General features: G+C 69.0%; 19 protein-coding genes and 1 tRNA gene. 17 read left to right on the top strand and 3 right to left on the bottom strand.

Annotated elements, in window-relative coordinates:
- Window positions 1-249 precede the first annotated feature (249 nt).
- The gene (locus ACFWU9_RS14515) at window positions 250-423 is read left to right on the top strand and encodes a hypothetical protein (RefSeq protein ID WP_384318089.1); all 174 of its coding nucleotides are present in this window, start codon (window positions 250-252) and stop codon (window positions 421-423) included.
- A gap of 91 nt (window positions 424-514) precedes the next feature.
- On the opposite strand, the gene ACFWU9_RS14510 is transcribed toward ACFWU9_RS14515, so the two are convergent.
- Together ACFWU9_RS14510 and ACFWU9_RS14505 are read right to left on the bottom strand one after the other, a co-directional pair.
- A tRNA-Arg gene (locus ACFWU9_RS14510) sits at window positions 515-587 on the bottom strand.
- Window positions 588-1,086: 499 nt separating this feature from the next.
- Window positions 1,087-1,851 (bottom strand): helix-turn-helix domain-containing protein, encoded by a 765-nt coding sequence (locus ACFWU9_RS14505; protein WP_384318087.1) that lies wholly within the window; start codon window positions 1,849-1,851, stop codon window positions 1,087-1,089.
- A 576-nt stretch (window positions 1,852-2,427) separates the two neighbouring features.
- Here ACFWU9_RS14505 and ACFWU9_RS14500 point away from each other — a divergent pair.
- The 15 genes from ACFWU9_RS14500 to ACFWU9_RS14430 all read left to right on the top strand — a co-directional run bounded on the left by ACFWU9_RS14500 (window position 2,428) and on the right by ACFWU9_RS14430 (window position 10,794).
- On the top strand, window positions 2,428-3,450 hold the full coding sequence (locus tag ACFWU9_RS14500; RefSeq protein ID WP_384318085.1) for a hypothetical protein: 1,023 nt from the start codon (window positions 2,428-2,430) through the stop codon (window positions 3,448-3,450).
- A 110-nt stretch (window positions 3,451-3,560) separates the two neighbouring features.
- Complete coding sequence (locus ACFWU9_RS14495; protein WP_384318083.1) at window positions 3,561-4,331, top strand: DUF6907 domain-containing protein; 771 nt, start codon at window positions 3,561-3,563, stop codon at window positions 4,329-4,331.
- Window positions 4,328-4,930: a DUF6907 domain-containing protein gene (locus ACFWU9_RS14490; RefSeq protein WP_384318081.1), complete on the top strand. Its 603-nt coding sequence runs from the start codon at window positions 4,328-4,330 to the stop codon at window positions 4,928-4,930. The genes ACFWU9_RS14495 and ACFWU9_RS14490 overlap by 4 nt, the downstream gene beginning before the upstream one ends.
- The gene (locus tag ACFWU9_RS14485; RefSeq protein WP_384318079.1) at window positions 4,927-5,115 is read left to right on the top strand and encodes a hypothetical protein; all 189 of its coding nucleotides are present in this window, start codon (window positions 4,927-4,929) and stop codon (window positions 5,113-5,115) included. Before ACFWU9_RS14490 ends, ACFWU9_RS14485 begins: the two co-directional genes overlap by 4 nt.
- Complete coding sequence (locus ACFWU9_RS14480) at window positions 5,112-5,444, top strand: hypothetical protein (RefSeq protein WP_384318077.1); 333 nt, start codon at window positions 5,112-5,114, stop codon at window positions 5,442-5,444. The genes ACFWU9_RS14485 and ACFWU9_RS14480 overlap by 4 nt, the downstream gene beginning before the upstream one ends.
- Window positions 5,441-5,755 (top strand): HNH endonuclease, encoded by a 315-nt coding sequence (locus ACFWU9_RS14475; RefSeq protein WP_384318075.1) that lies wholly within the window; start codon window positions 5,441-5,443, stop codon window positions 5,753-5,755. Before ACFWU9_RS14480 ends, ACFWU9_RS14475 begins: the two co-directional genes overlap by 4 nt.
- Window positions 5,752-6,060 carry a hypothetical protein gene (locus tag ACFWU9_RS14470; RefSeq protein WP_384318073.1) on the top strand — a complete coding sequence of 103 codons (309 nt, stop codon included), beginning with the start codon at window positions 5,752-5,754 and terminating at the stop codon, window positions 6,058-6,060. The genes ACFWU9_RS14475 and ACFWU9_RS14470 overlap by 4 nt, the downstream gene beginning before the upstream one ends.
- 355 nt (window positions 6,061-6,415) lie before the next feature.
- On the top strand, window positions 6,416-6,820 hold the full coding sequence (locus ACFWU9_RS14465) for a hypothetical protein (RefSeq protein WP_384318071.1): 405 nt from the start codon (window positions 6,416-6,418) through the stop codon (window positions 6,818-6,820).
- A complete protein-coding gene (locus tag ACFWU9_RS14460) occupies window positions 6,820-7,212 on the top strand; it encodes a DUF6907 domain-containing protein (RefSeq protein ID WP_384318069.1) in 393 nt (130 codons plus the stop codon). Before ACFWU9_RS14465 ends, ACFWU9_RS14460 begins: the two co-directional genes overlap by 1 nt.
- Before the next feature lie 508 nt (window positions 7,213-7,720).
- Complete coding sequence (locus ACFWU9_RS14455) at window positions 7,721-8,323, top strand: DUF5753 domain-containing protein (RefSeq protein WP_384318067.1); 603 nt, start codon at window positions 7,721-7,723, stop codon at window positions 8,321-8,323.
- Complete coding sequence (locus ACFWU9_RS14450) at window positions 8,310-8,501, top strand: DUF397 domain-containing protein (RefSeq protein ID WP_384318065.1); 192 nt, start codon at window positions 8,310-8,312, stop codon at window positions 8,499-8,501. Before ACFWU9_RS14455 ends, ACFWU9_RS14450 begins: the two co-directional genes overlap by 14 nt.
- A gap of 159 nt (window positions 8,502-8,660) precedes the next feature.
- Window positions 8,661-9,893, top strand: coding sequence for a helix-turn-helix domain-containing protein (locus ACFWU9_RS14445; RefSeq protein ID WP_384318063.1), 1,233 nt, complete (start codon window positions 8,661-8,663; stop codon window positions 9,891-9,893).
- A gap of 102 nt (window positions 9,894-9,995) precedes the next feature.
- Window positions 9,996-10,214 (top strand): hypothetical protein, encoded by a 219-nt coding sequence (locus tag ACFWU9_RS14440; protein WP_384318061.1) that lies wholly within the window; start codon window positions 9,996-9,998, stop codon window positions 10,212-10,214.
- Window positions 10,211-10,618: a hypothetical protein gene (locus ACFWU9_RS14435; RefSeq protein WP_384318060.1), complete on the top strand. Its 408-nt coding sequence runs from the start codon at window positions 10,211-10,213 to the stop codon at window positions 10,616-10,618. The genes ACFWU9_RS14440 and ACFWU9_RS14435 overlap by 4 nt, the downstream gene beginning before the upstream one ends.
- Entirely contained in the window at window positions 10,615-10,794 is a 180-nt protein-coding gene (locus ACFWU9_RS14430; RefSeq protein ID WP_384318058.1) for a hypothetical protein, read from the top strand. The genes ACFWU9_RS14435 and ACFWU9_RS14430 overlap by 4 nt, the downstream gene beginning before the upstream one ends.
- Before the next feature lie 91 nt (window positions 10,795-10,885).
- Here ACFWU9_RS14430 and ACFWU9_RS14425 read toward each other — a convergent pair whose 3' ends face one another.
- Entirely contained in the window at window positions 10,886-11,473 is a 588-nt protein-coding gene (locus tag ACFWU9_RS14425) for a hypothetical protein (RefSeq protein WP_384318056.1), read from the bottom strand.
- A 42-nt stretch (window positions 11,474-11,515) separates the two neighbouring features.
- On the opposite strand from ACFWU9_RS14425, the gene ACFWU9_RS14420 reads away from it, so the two are divergent.
- Window positions 11,516-11,902, top strand: coding sequence for a hypothetical protein (locus ACFWU9_RS14420; protein ID WP_384318054.1), 387 nt, complete (start codon window positions 11,516-11,518; stop codon window positions 11,900-11,902).
- The last annotated feature ends 117 nt before the right edge of the window (window positions 11,903-12,019 follow it).

The following is a 12,019-nucleotide window of genomic DNA, read 5'->3' as shown; positions in this document are numbered from 1 at the left end:
TCGGGGTCGTGTGGCTCCCTCGTCTGGTTTCTCGCTTTTGCCTTCCCGGCGGCGGGTGGGGGGGGGGCCCGCGCGCGGGGCGCGGCCCCACGGCCGCCAGCGCATGCGGCCCGCCGCAGGCGGGCCGCCTTGTCTTCACCACCCGGAACGGGACCCCCATCGAGCCGCGCAACCTGAACCGGTCCTTCGAGACTCCGAGCATCCGCTCCGACGTCCGCAGGGTCCGCTTCCACGACCTGCGACGCTCGCATGATCATGGAAGTCCTCGGCCACAGCTCGATCCGCGTGGCCATGGACATCTACACGTTCGTACGGCTCGACTCGCAGCGCTCGGCGTTCGATCGCGTCGGGATTGCCCTGAGGGATGACGGCAACGCTCCGGACGATGACGACGGTACGGCCGGTGTCCCAGTGGCCGGTTGATCGGCTCCCGAACACGGTTGCCGTCTGTCACTGCCGTCAAGGCGAAAACCAGAGGCCCTCAGGACTTCTCCTGAGGGCCTCTGGCCTGCTGTGCACTCGGCAGGATTCGAACCTGCAACCTTCTGATCCGTAGTCAGATGCTCTATCCGTTAAGCTACGAGTGCTTGCCGTGCTGGGCTTTTTGGGCCCCTCCGCGTTGCGAGAACAACATTACATGACCTGCGGCGTCACGTGAAATCCATTAGCTGGACCCTGCCTGAGCTGCGGAAACGTCCGAAACCGTCGCCCCCCGTACCGTACAACGGCCGAAGCCCCGGCCTGGTGGACGGGGCTTCGGTGATCGATGCGCGGAGGCGGAGGGATTTGAACCCTCGATGGGCTTTAAGACCCAAACCGCATTAGCAGTGTGTTGCCCCTCGTCGGAGCATGGCGGGGGGCGACCGCTGTAGTTGCTTTCGTGCAGGTCAGGGGCCCTTTCCGGTGTGGCTCCACGTGGGCACGTTCGACTACGTCCGATCCCTTTGGTGCCAGCGCAGTGCCATCACAGAGTCCGCCTGACCAGCAGCTCCGCAAGGCGCAGTACCCGCACCGAGACGCACGGCGCGAAGAGGCCCCAGTCAACGGCTGGGGCCTCTTCGCGCTAGGGCCAACCGCCCACTGCTTCTACTCGGGCCGCCGGTTGTACTGGGCGATGGCGGACTGGGTCGTCGAGGAGTCCTGGAGCCGCAGCTCCCACGGTCCGGAGTTGACGTCCATGTCCTTGCCGAAGCCGACCCACTTGCCGGACATCCGGGTGCCGGTCGGCTCGACGAGCATCTGGATTGCGCCGTGGTAGCGAGCGCCTCGGTAGTAGCCGTCGCCGGCGGTCTGTTCGACCCACGTTCCGGTGATGACGCTGCCGTCCAGGGTGAGGTCCAGGGTCAGCGGCGAATCCGGGTTAGACGAGCCGTGCGGCAGCGACCGGGCCGTGATCCGGTTGCCGTGCTGAAGCAGCACCACGTAGTGCATGCCGATGAAGCTGGACTCCCGGCCGCTGGAGAAGAACTCATAGCGCGACAGCCATACCCCCGAGAAGTTCTGGCGGGGTGCGGTCTGCGGGGTGGGGCCAGCTGCGGGAGGCGCCACGCCTGCTGCGGATGGGGCGACGTCATGCCCGCCTGCCCCGTCGCCAGCGACGCGAGCGAGAGGCGCTACGGGCAAGAAGCCCAGTGATTCGATGGGGAGGCCGGTGACGACCTCCAGGGCGCGGGCGTAGTTGGGGCGCGGGTTGGTCGTCTCGCCGGCCTCCCAGCGCTGGACGAGCCGCTTCGTGGCGGGCGTTGATTCGCCGGCCGAACTCCCGGCTCCCCGGACGGCCTTGGCGAACTCCTCCTGACTCATGAGCATGCCCATGCGGACTGCCCGAAGTGAGGCGTTTGGTGTGGTCATGCACCTAATGATAGCGACTACAAGGTGATCGTGACACCGAAATGACGCCCCCAATGCCGTCGGATTGACGCCTTCCACGCCGCCGCGCCACAGGGCATTTCAGCGTCACTGTGTGGACATGGGTGATCACAAGGAGATCCGGGGCTTACTGCTCCCGGCTCTCGGCAGGACTCGACCAGGGCCCTGCGTCTGGCCGCTTCGGGAGCACGGCTCCCGGCCGGCGCATGTACCAGCGCATGAACTCCCGCAAGACCTTCCCGCGGGGACTGCGCCCCTCCGGATGAATGGCACGCGTGGCCGCCTCGAAGGGCAGCCATTCAGTGGCGGGCGCACGGAAGTTGCGCGCGGGATCATACTCGGTCTCCGGCTCGGGGGTCATGCGCATGAGGCTACCGCTTTGTACACACGAGAGCCAGACGGGCAGCCAAGTTTCGTAGGTACAAGATTCTTCAGCCACTGGACTTGCTTTGTAGGTACAACGCCACTAGCTTCGTACCTACAAGAACGGCCCTCGGTGGTGCTGGTAACACCAACCGAGAGCCTACGGAACAACCCGATATCACCGGGAGTCCCGCTGTGAGCCATACTCTCATCACTCGCCGCCCGATCGCTTCCCGCACGCTGGCTGCCGCCGCGTCCGTGGACAAGGGCGTCCTCTACTCCACCATCTCGGCCGGCATGGTCCTGGCCCGCCGGTACCTCACCGGCCGTGGCGTCGACCAGTCGTTCGCGGACCGGTACGGCAGCCCCTTCGGCCGCACCGCCGCGAAGATCTACCGCAGCGAGACCGGCGCCGAGCCCCGCAAGGCGTGGTCGAACGTCGGCGGCAAGTGGCGCCGCGTGAACGGCTTCCTCCCCACCGAGACCCCGGTACTGGACAAGGCGTTCGTCACCTACAGGCGCACCGCCGAATACGTCACCCCCGCCGAGCCCCCGGCCGCGGAGGTGTACGTGAACGCGGCCGGGGACTTCCCCTCCCGGTTCGAGCCCGTCACGGGTGACTACCTGCGCGCCATCGAGCGGGCTGGCGGCACCGAGCAGGCATCGGAGGAGATGGAGCGCCTGCTGGCCGAACTGGCGGACTGGCGGCGGCATCTCGACCGATACGAGGCCACGGTCACCGACGCCGACGAGAGTGCCGTACAGGGCCTCCCTGACACCCATCCGGCCCGGATCGCGTGGCGTGCGGCCAGCACGGGCATCGACGCCTGGCTGAGGGCCCGCGAGGCGACCCACGCGGCGTATGTGGACTGGTCGTTCGACCTGACCGGCACCGTCGAGGTCGAGGACAGCCCGCGCCCGGAGCCGGTTGTCGTGAAGGACGGGTGCCGGGTGCCCGGCTGCGACAGCTACTCCCACTACGAGAACACGTGTACCGCCACACTCGCGGAGCTGAAGTTCGACGACGGATCGTCTCTGCCGATCGACCTGGTTGCCATCGAGGGCGAGCCGACCTACGTCGTCGCGTGGGCCTACGAGACGGGCAGAGAGCTTCACCGGAAGATGACCGACCCCGCGGACGTCCGGGCCATGGCCGCCACGCTGCGCGACGCTGCCGACGCCCTCGACGACGCCAGTACGTTCCTCGCCACCGCCTGACCTTCCCCACTGCTTCGCCCTCGGCCACCCGCAAACGCGGGACGGCCCCGGCAGGTGTGCAACCACCTGCCGGGGCCTGGGGCCAACCCCTCCATCACAAGGAGCTAGCCATGGGCAAGACCGTACCCAACTCCATCGTCGCAGCCGTCGAGGCCGCCGAGAAGCCCTCGCCCGAGATCGCCGAGCCCGCGACGATCCCGCGCCCGGCCAACCGCACCCTGACGTATCCGCTTCTCGGGGGCGGGGTCCTGTCCGCGCCGTGCCCGTCGTGGTGCACCGCGGACCACGAGAGCGACGTCGAGACGGGCCTGTACCCGGCGGCCCTGCAACACACGGGTGATGAAATCTCCCTGGACTTCACCACCGAGGACGGCGGGACGGAGACGATCCTCGCCGCCCGTATCAGTCAGTGGCCGTTCGATGACGAATGCGGCGACGGTAAGCCTCACATGGAGCTGATGCCGGTCGGCCCGGGTGAGTCGCTGGGGTACCAGACCGTCAGCCAGGTCCGGGAGACCATCGCCCGTGTCCGGGCTCACCTGACCAAGTTGGAGCGCCAGGTTGACCTCTTGGCGGACGCGACCGCCGAGGAGCACACCAGCTATCACCGCTCGCTGGACGAGCTGGGGAACATCTCCCCGTCGCCCCGGTGGGTGAGCTTGACCGCCGAGGATCTGCGGTCGATGCCGGTCTCGTACCTGCTGGCCGCGTTCGAGGCGAAGGTGGTGGAGGTGGAGACGCTTCCGGACGGGTACTGGGGGCGTCTGGACCGTATCGACGGGCAGCTTGAGGTGAAGTTGCTTCGCTCGCTTACTCAAGCGGAGCGCGCGTCGACGGTCCGGAACGTCCTCAGCGACTTCGCTGGCGGAGGTCGGCGATGAGCGAGGACCGTGACCCGCTGGAGGGTGTACCGCAGGAGTTGCGGGACTGGCACCAGGGCGCCCTCGAAGGCGACCCCGCCGTCTGTGCCGCCGAGCAGCCCGACAGTCCCGACGCCCCGTGCATCCTCAACCGGGCCTACCACCCCGAGCACCGCGACGTGTTCGGCAACACCTGGCCGGCCCGGGAGGAGCGGTTCACCGTCGCGGTGCCGCTGCCCCGCAACCCGGACGGCACCGTCACCATCCCCACCGCCCGCCACGGGGACGTCACCACCGGCTGCCCCGACTGGTGCACCGGGCACACCGAGGAACACCCGCCCATCGCCCGCGTCGACATCACGCACACGTCGGAGCCGGTCGACTTCAACGCCGACACCGACAACGGCCGCGTCGAGGTGCTGAGTCTCATGGTTCAGCAGTGGCCTTTCGCGACCGCCGAGGCGGACCGCGAGGTGGCCGCGACCGTGATCGGCCCCGGGGACGACGTGCGGTGCGGGCCGAAGCAGCTGCGGCAGATCGCCGCCGCCCTCACCGTCCACTCCATCCACATGAACACCGTTGCCGCCCAGCTCGCCGAGCTCCGAAGGGAAACACGATGAGCGCTCACGTCAGCCGGCCCACCGAGAACGCCGCAGTATTCGGCAACAGCAGCCTGACCCTTCCGTCGCCCGAGCGGCTCGCGGACCTGCTGATCGTGGCCCGCGCGACCAATGACCGTTACGGGGCCCGGCACTTCTCCTCGATGCTCGACCGCCTGCTCGGGCTCGGAACGGAGGCGTCGTGAGCACGCGCTACCCGATCCTCATCGCCGGGCGTTCTATCGACTTCCCGGACCTGTTCGGCGGCGTCTCCTCGGACAGCTTGTTCTGCCTGGAGTACGGGCCGGACGGCAACGGCAGCGACTCGGACGCCCCTCGGGAGTACGTCGAGGAACTGCTCGTGGTCCTCGCGGACTGGCGCCTGGCCCTGCTGGACGGTTCCCGCTCGGACGCCCACGAGTACCGGCGGTGCCTGGACGCGGTCCGGGAGGCGTGGCTCCAGTACAGCTTCCGCTACGTCGACGGCCCGTCGCTGCCGTACCCGTTCGACCTCCCCGAGGGGGTCCGGCGGTGAGCCCCAGCAAGCGCCGCAACCGGCAGGGGCGGGGCAACTCCAAGCGCCGGCGGGAGCTGCGCGGCCTGGTGGCCGAGCGGGACGGGCTGCACTGCCACTACTGCCGGATCCCGCTCGCCGCGGACCTGTCCGACTCGACGCTCGACCACTACATCCCGTGGGCGCTGTGGAGGGTCAACCTGCTCTGCAACCTGGTGCTGGCCTGCGAGCCGTGCAACGCCCGCAAGGACGACTCCCTGCCCCTGACTTTCGCCTGGCTGCTGCTGCGCGCGGCCAGCCTCACGCAGACCGAAATGGAAGTGACGGCATGAGCGAGAAGGTCTACATCGTCACCGATTCTGGCTTCGTCCGGGACGTCGACCCGGCGCCGCTCCCGCCGGAGCGCTTCAGCAACGGGCACTTCTGGATGTACGACCACGGGGTCACCGACCTCGACGCGCCGTACACCTGCGGGCTGTGCAACGAGGCCAAGTGGCGAGCCTACGCGGTGCCGTGCGCGGAGGGCCGGACGCCGGCCGAGTTGAACGCCGAGCGGGCCGCGTGGATCGAGGAGCGCCGGTTCGTCGGCGCCCTCCCCTGGTACGTCCTCGCGGGCGTCCCGGTGGGCTTCGCGTAGGCCGAGAAGTTGCCTGCGTGCGATCCAAACACCCGGACCGTTTCAGCGAAGAGTTGCCAGCGTGCATCTCAAATGCCCCCCCTGTTCGGGGGCCTTGAAACCGCACGTCGAATCCCTAATAACCCCCCTGCCGCCGGCGCCCGTTCGTGGGTGCCGGTTGGCAGGTCGCAACCCAAGTGTTCCGCCCCTCGAACCCCTTGGGCGTAAAGGCTTCCGAGCCCTTTACCCCCAAGGGTTCGCGGGCCCTGTACGACCCGCTTCCCGCACGGTCGGGAAGCGGTCGCCGGTAACGCCGCGCGGGCCCCGGGATCGCACCCCGGAGCCCGCCTCGGCTCGAACCCTGAGAGGCAGAACCATGAGCATTCTCACCCACACCCAGACCCGCGCGGTACCCCTGCCGGACGCGGTCCCGACCGCCTTCGTCTTCGCCGCCGAGGACCGCGACGACATCGTGCGGCCCGAAGAGATTCGGGCGGTCCTGACGCTCAAGGTCGCCATGACGCGGGACATGCTCGCCGTCGCCCTCGAACTGGGTATGCGTGGCGCCTGGGACGACGGCCCCGTCGACGCGTTTCCGGTCGAGGAGATCCGGCACCGCATCGAGCTGACGCTCCACATGGAAAGCCCGTGGACGATCTTCCGGGACTCGGAGACGTTCCCGGAGCTGCTGGACGACCCGTCGATCAACGACCTGATCCGCTCCGTCTACCGCGCCGTCGACCGCGCGTACCCGCACATGGCCCCGAAGGAGAACGTCTGATGCGCAAGTACACCGGGCCTACGGTCGCCGGCGGCGAGGCCACCATCGAATGCCCCGACTGGTGCGTGACGGATCACGCGTACTGGGACGACCAGGCCGACGACTGCTTCCACAAGAGCGCGGTGCTGGAGGTCGTGCCCCCGCGGGACAGGGTGGTGACCGCCCGCCTGGTGCACCCACCGCTGGCCGCGAACCTGAGCCTTCACTCGACCGCCAAGGAGCCGGCCGCCGCGTGCGTGTGGCTGGCGGTTGGCGAGTCCGTCGCGGACGGCGTCGAGTTGAACGTGGCGGGGGTCGACAAGCTGCTTGCCGAGGTTGACCGGTTCCGCGCCGGCCTGGTCGAGCAGCGGGAGCTCTTGGCCGCGATCGACGCCGAGCGTCGCCGGGCCTGACGACCCGGCAAGCACCCGGCGCGAGGGCGGCCAACCCCCGGTCAGGGCCCGGCCAGAGGGCGGCCGAGCTGCGGACAGGCCGTTCCGCTGGCCGGGCTTCGGCCGGGGTCGGGCCGGGGGTCAGGCCGGGCCCTGGCCACCCTATTTGCCCCGGCATCGCCTACTGCTATCGAGCTGGTCTGTGCTGCTACCGCGCAGGTCGCAGGTTGGTCGACGTCTGGTCTGGGCTGGTCTGACCTTGATCATCGACCAGCCGCATAGCAGCAGCCGACCTGCGGCTTAGCAGCAGCGACCAGACGCAGACCAGCCATCGACCACCCCAATTCGCCCCACTGGCACCCACTTCGTCCGATTGACAGTCAGACGGGTGTCAGAGGGGTGTCAGAACCGGTGTCAGCCGGGATCTGACGCCCCGTTTCCCTTAGGTCAGGCGCGTGCGCGTGCGAGCTGACACAACCAGCTGACACCTGAAGGTGTCAGCCCCGATCCGCATCCACAGGAGAAGACGTTGAGCAGCAGTCCCGAGCCCGAGTCGCTCGCCGATCACATCGCCCGCCTCATCGCCATCGAGCAGGGCGCCGACCTCATCCAGGGATGGCACCCCACCCTCGTCCCCGGCATGCTCCAGTCCCCCGACTACGCCCGCGCCGCGATCGTCGCCTCAGCCCCCGCCCTGCCGCCGCACGACGTGGCCGCCATCACCGACGCCCGTCTCGTCCGCGTCGACACCCTCGGCCAAGGCCCCGGCCGCCGGGCCAGGTTCGTCATCGCCGAGGAAGTCCTCACCCGGCCCGTAGGCGGCCCCGCGGTCCTCGCCGACCAGTTGCAGCACATCCTCAACACCCTGGCCCTGCGCCCGTCGATGACACTGCGCGTGCTGCCCGCGGGGAGCAACACCCACGCCGCACTCGCCGGCGAGTTCACGATGTACACGACAGCGGGCCGCCGGGCGGTGTTCGTCGAGAACCTGATGGGCGGAACCGTCCTGGATCTCCCGGAACGCACCCTTGTGTACGCCGATGCCTGCGATCATCTGGAGCAGCGGGCCGCCTCGCCGGCGGACTCGCTCACCATGGTCCGAGAGGCGAGGAGCAGAGTTGCGACAGGATGAACCCCGGCTTATCTGGCAGCTGTCGAGCTACACGAACTCGGGCAGCTGCGTTGAGGTAGCCCGCCCGCCCGGCGCGGTCCTGGTGCGGGACTCCAAGCGCCGGCACGGCCCGCGGATCCGGCTCAAGCCGGCGGCGTTCGCCGCGCTCGTCGACTGGACGAAGACCGGCCCGGCGTAGCTGTCACGAATCGGGTCACGTAATTCGTTACGGATTTCGTTTCACCGCGCCCTGTCCTCCTTCAGGAGGGCGGGGCGCTTCGTCGTGTCTGGACGTCTCTCTGTGTTGGGGGCACGCTCGTACTCTGGCTGTACGCGACAGCAGACGAAGGGGCACACCGTGGATCTCCCCGACGACCTCAGCACCGGCGAGCGCATCCAGGTCCTGCGCGAATCGCGGGGCATGTCCCGCGCGGTCCTCGCCGGCCTGTGTTCCCGTGGGCCCGACTGGCTGAAGAAGATCGAGAGCGGTGAGCGGGAGATCGACTCCCACACGCAGCTCATGCGCCTCGCCGTCGGGCTCCAGCTCGCAGACCTGTCGATCATCACCGGAGGCCCGCCCGAGGTCGCGCAGCCCGTCCCGCTGGGCAGGCTCAACCACCCCGGCATGCCCGCCATCTGGGCAGCCGTCATGAACCGCACCCTCACCGTCACACTCGGCGCCGCCGAGCCCGTCGTGGCACTTCAGGCCCGGGTCGACCAGACATGGAACCTGTGGCACACCTCCAGCCGCAACCGCACGGAAGTCGCCTCGCTGCTGCCCGACCTGATCCGTGACACCGAGACAGCCACACGCACCCACGAAGGGAACGACCGACGCGCCGCCCTGGTGGCCCTGTCCGACGTCTACCGGCTCGCCGGGCAGGCGACCGCCTACGTCGCGCCGGCCGAGCTGGCATGGGTCGTCGCTGACCGCGCGCTCACGGCCGCACAGAACGCCGACCACCCGGCCGCCATAGCGGCAGCAGCCTGGAACATGGGCAACATCCTCCGGGAGACCGCGTACCCGCAGGAGGCTCTGCGGGTGGTGAACGAAGCGGCCGACCTGATCCGCCCCCATCTCGACGGAGCCCCGGACGACTGGCGCGGCGTATACGGGGCGCTCCAGCTGCACGCCGCGGTGACCGCCGCCCGTGACGGGCAGGACGGCGACGCCTGGCGGTACTGGGACCGCGGGGACCAGGTCGCCAAGTCACTGCCAGTGTCGTACGTCCACCCGTCGACCGTGTTCGGCCGGGCCAACGTCGACTTCCACGAAATCTCCGTGGCTGTCGACCTGAAGCGCTCCAGCCGCGCACTCGACCGCGCCGACGACCTGGACCCCGACATCATGCCGTCGACCGAAAGGCGGGCCCGCCTGTGGGTGGAGGTCGCCCGCGGGCACCTCCAGCGCGGCGACCGCACGGCCGCCCTGCACGTCATGCAGAAAGCCCACGACATCGGAGCCGAGACGGTCGCTTACACGCCGTCCGCCCGCACCGTGGCAGCCGACCTCTGGCGCCGCTCGCCCCGCTCCATGCGCAGCGAGACCGCTGCCCTGGCCGAGAAGGTCGGCATCCCCACCGCTGGGTAGAGGGACAGTCTGGGACAGGGGGACAATCTGTCCCCCTTCTCTCCGGCCACGCCCCCTACGGTGACGGCTCGTCAACGACCAGCCACCGCAGGGGGCTTCCTCATGTCTGCCACTGCCTCGCACGCCTCACCGCAGCGAGCCGTCTTACCGACCGGCGACCACATCACCGGAGAGGTGCGTGTACCGCTGGCCCTGTACTCCGTCGACCGGGTCCAGGGGCACGTCCCGCTCGTCCTCTCACGGCGCGAAGCCGAGGACCTGCTCGCGCGCCTGGCCGAGCTGCTCGCACCCACCAAGCGCCTTGTCGGAGTATCGCGGTGAGCGGGCCGGCGGCCATCGAGCTGCCCCCCGTTGAGACCCTGACCGAGCGGCAGTTACGCGGCGCGGACTGCGTGCTGTGCCAGGCGCACCTCGACAACGGCAGCGCGGTCAGCCTGGGAACGCACACCGTTGACGCTCACGGCACCGCGACCTCGTGGTACCCGCGCACCTGCTCGGGGTGTGCGCCCGCGACTCGCCTGGAATGGCAGTGGCGAGAGCGCGGCAGCGGCGGCGCCCCATACCGCCAGCGCGTCAGTGTCTCCGCGGAGCCCGTGCCCGACCCGGGGCTGATCGAGGTGATCAAGCACGAGCGGACGTGTACGGCGTGCCAGGTGCGCACGGACGGCGCGTACTGCCCGAAGGCGGCTGAACTGATCCGTGCCGCGAGGGAGGCCCGCCGATGACGCTGCTGGCCCCCGGCAGCACGACGCTGGGCCTCACCCCGGTGTGCTGGGTACTGAAACCGAAGACGGCGATCCGGTGCGTGCGGATCGGGGCAAACCACGACGGAGATCACGCCAACGTCTACGCGGGCAAAGGCGGCGTCACCTGGCCGCGCACGACAGCCGACCGCCGGTAAAGACCCCCTCGCCCGCCGTCGCTGGGGAGCCCTGCGGGCGAGGGCCTGACGCCCCGTTCACCGAGCACCCCCGGTGGACGGGGCTTCATCGTTACTCCGCCTCGCCCTCCGGGTGTTGCGTCAGGGATCCGTAGCGGTCGAGATGCCACCGGATCCCGGCGTCGTCCGTGAAGAAGACGTGCGGGCGATTGTTGTCGACCGTCGTCTCTTGCCAGGGCGGCGACACGAAGACGAATGTCCGATGGGGCCCAATCCGATGGACGGGCACAACCTGGCGACCCGAGCCGGGCAGATCCCGCTCCAACTCGTCGTAAGCCTCACTGGCCACGTAGGCACTGCCGAAGCGCGCCAGGACGTTGCTCAGCGGCGCGTCGCTGCCGTTCTCGACGGACACCCGCCAGTGGTCGTAGCCAGATAGGCCGCCTCCGCCATCCGGCTGTCCGCCCGCGGTGCGGTAGGTCATGCGCACCTGTCGCGCTTGAGACCACTTCCGGTCTTCGGCTGCCGCGTGCAGCTCGGCGCGCTCCAGTGCCAGCGTCGCGGACTGCTCACCGATGAATGCGCGCTGCTCGTCGATCTGCTTGCGCTGGCTGGCCAGTGTCCACACGGCCGCGCCGGCTGCCCCTGCCGCAAATATCGCGCCGACCCAGGTCGGAACGTCCCCCATGTCTACGTTCACGCCCGCGACCCTACGCGCTTCGGCCCCCGGTACGGTGCCGTCATGAAGCTTCTGGCGGCCACCAGCGACACCCAAGGGCAGCGCGACAACGACTTCGGATTCTGTATCAACGGCGAACTCGTCATCGTCGGGATAATCGTCTGTATCAAGGACGAGGAAGACCCGGACGGAGGTTGCGGATGCGGGCGCTCCTTCCTTGGCCTCAACAGCGGCAAGGCGACCACCACGGCAGTCGTCAAGGACATCGACCTCACCCCCGAGGACGCGGCCGAAGCCGTTCGGTCGAGCCTTGAGAACGCCAACTTCATGCAGTTCGTGTCCAATGAAGACCTCGATGACATCGTCCAGGATGCCCTGCGGATTGCCGAAGCCTTTCCGGTCGGTGCAGTCATTGAGCGCCGGCTGGATGTCATCCGGCAGCGGGTGTAAGGGCTGTCAGGCTCCGCTCATGACGGGCCGGAGGAGGAGTTCCTCCATGGCCAGGGCGGCCTGGATGGACTGGCGGGACGCCTGTTCCCGGACGAGGGCGTTGTACTGGAGGATCCG

The sequence above is a fragment of the Streptomyces sp. NPDC058653 genome, assembly GCF_042716895.1.
In the GTDB taxonomy this organism is placed as follows: domain Bacteria; phylum Actinomycetota; class Actinomycetes; order Streptomycetales; family Streptomycetaceae; genus Streptomyces.
This window is presented reverse-complemented; position numbering and strand designations above follow the sequence as displayed.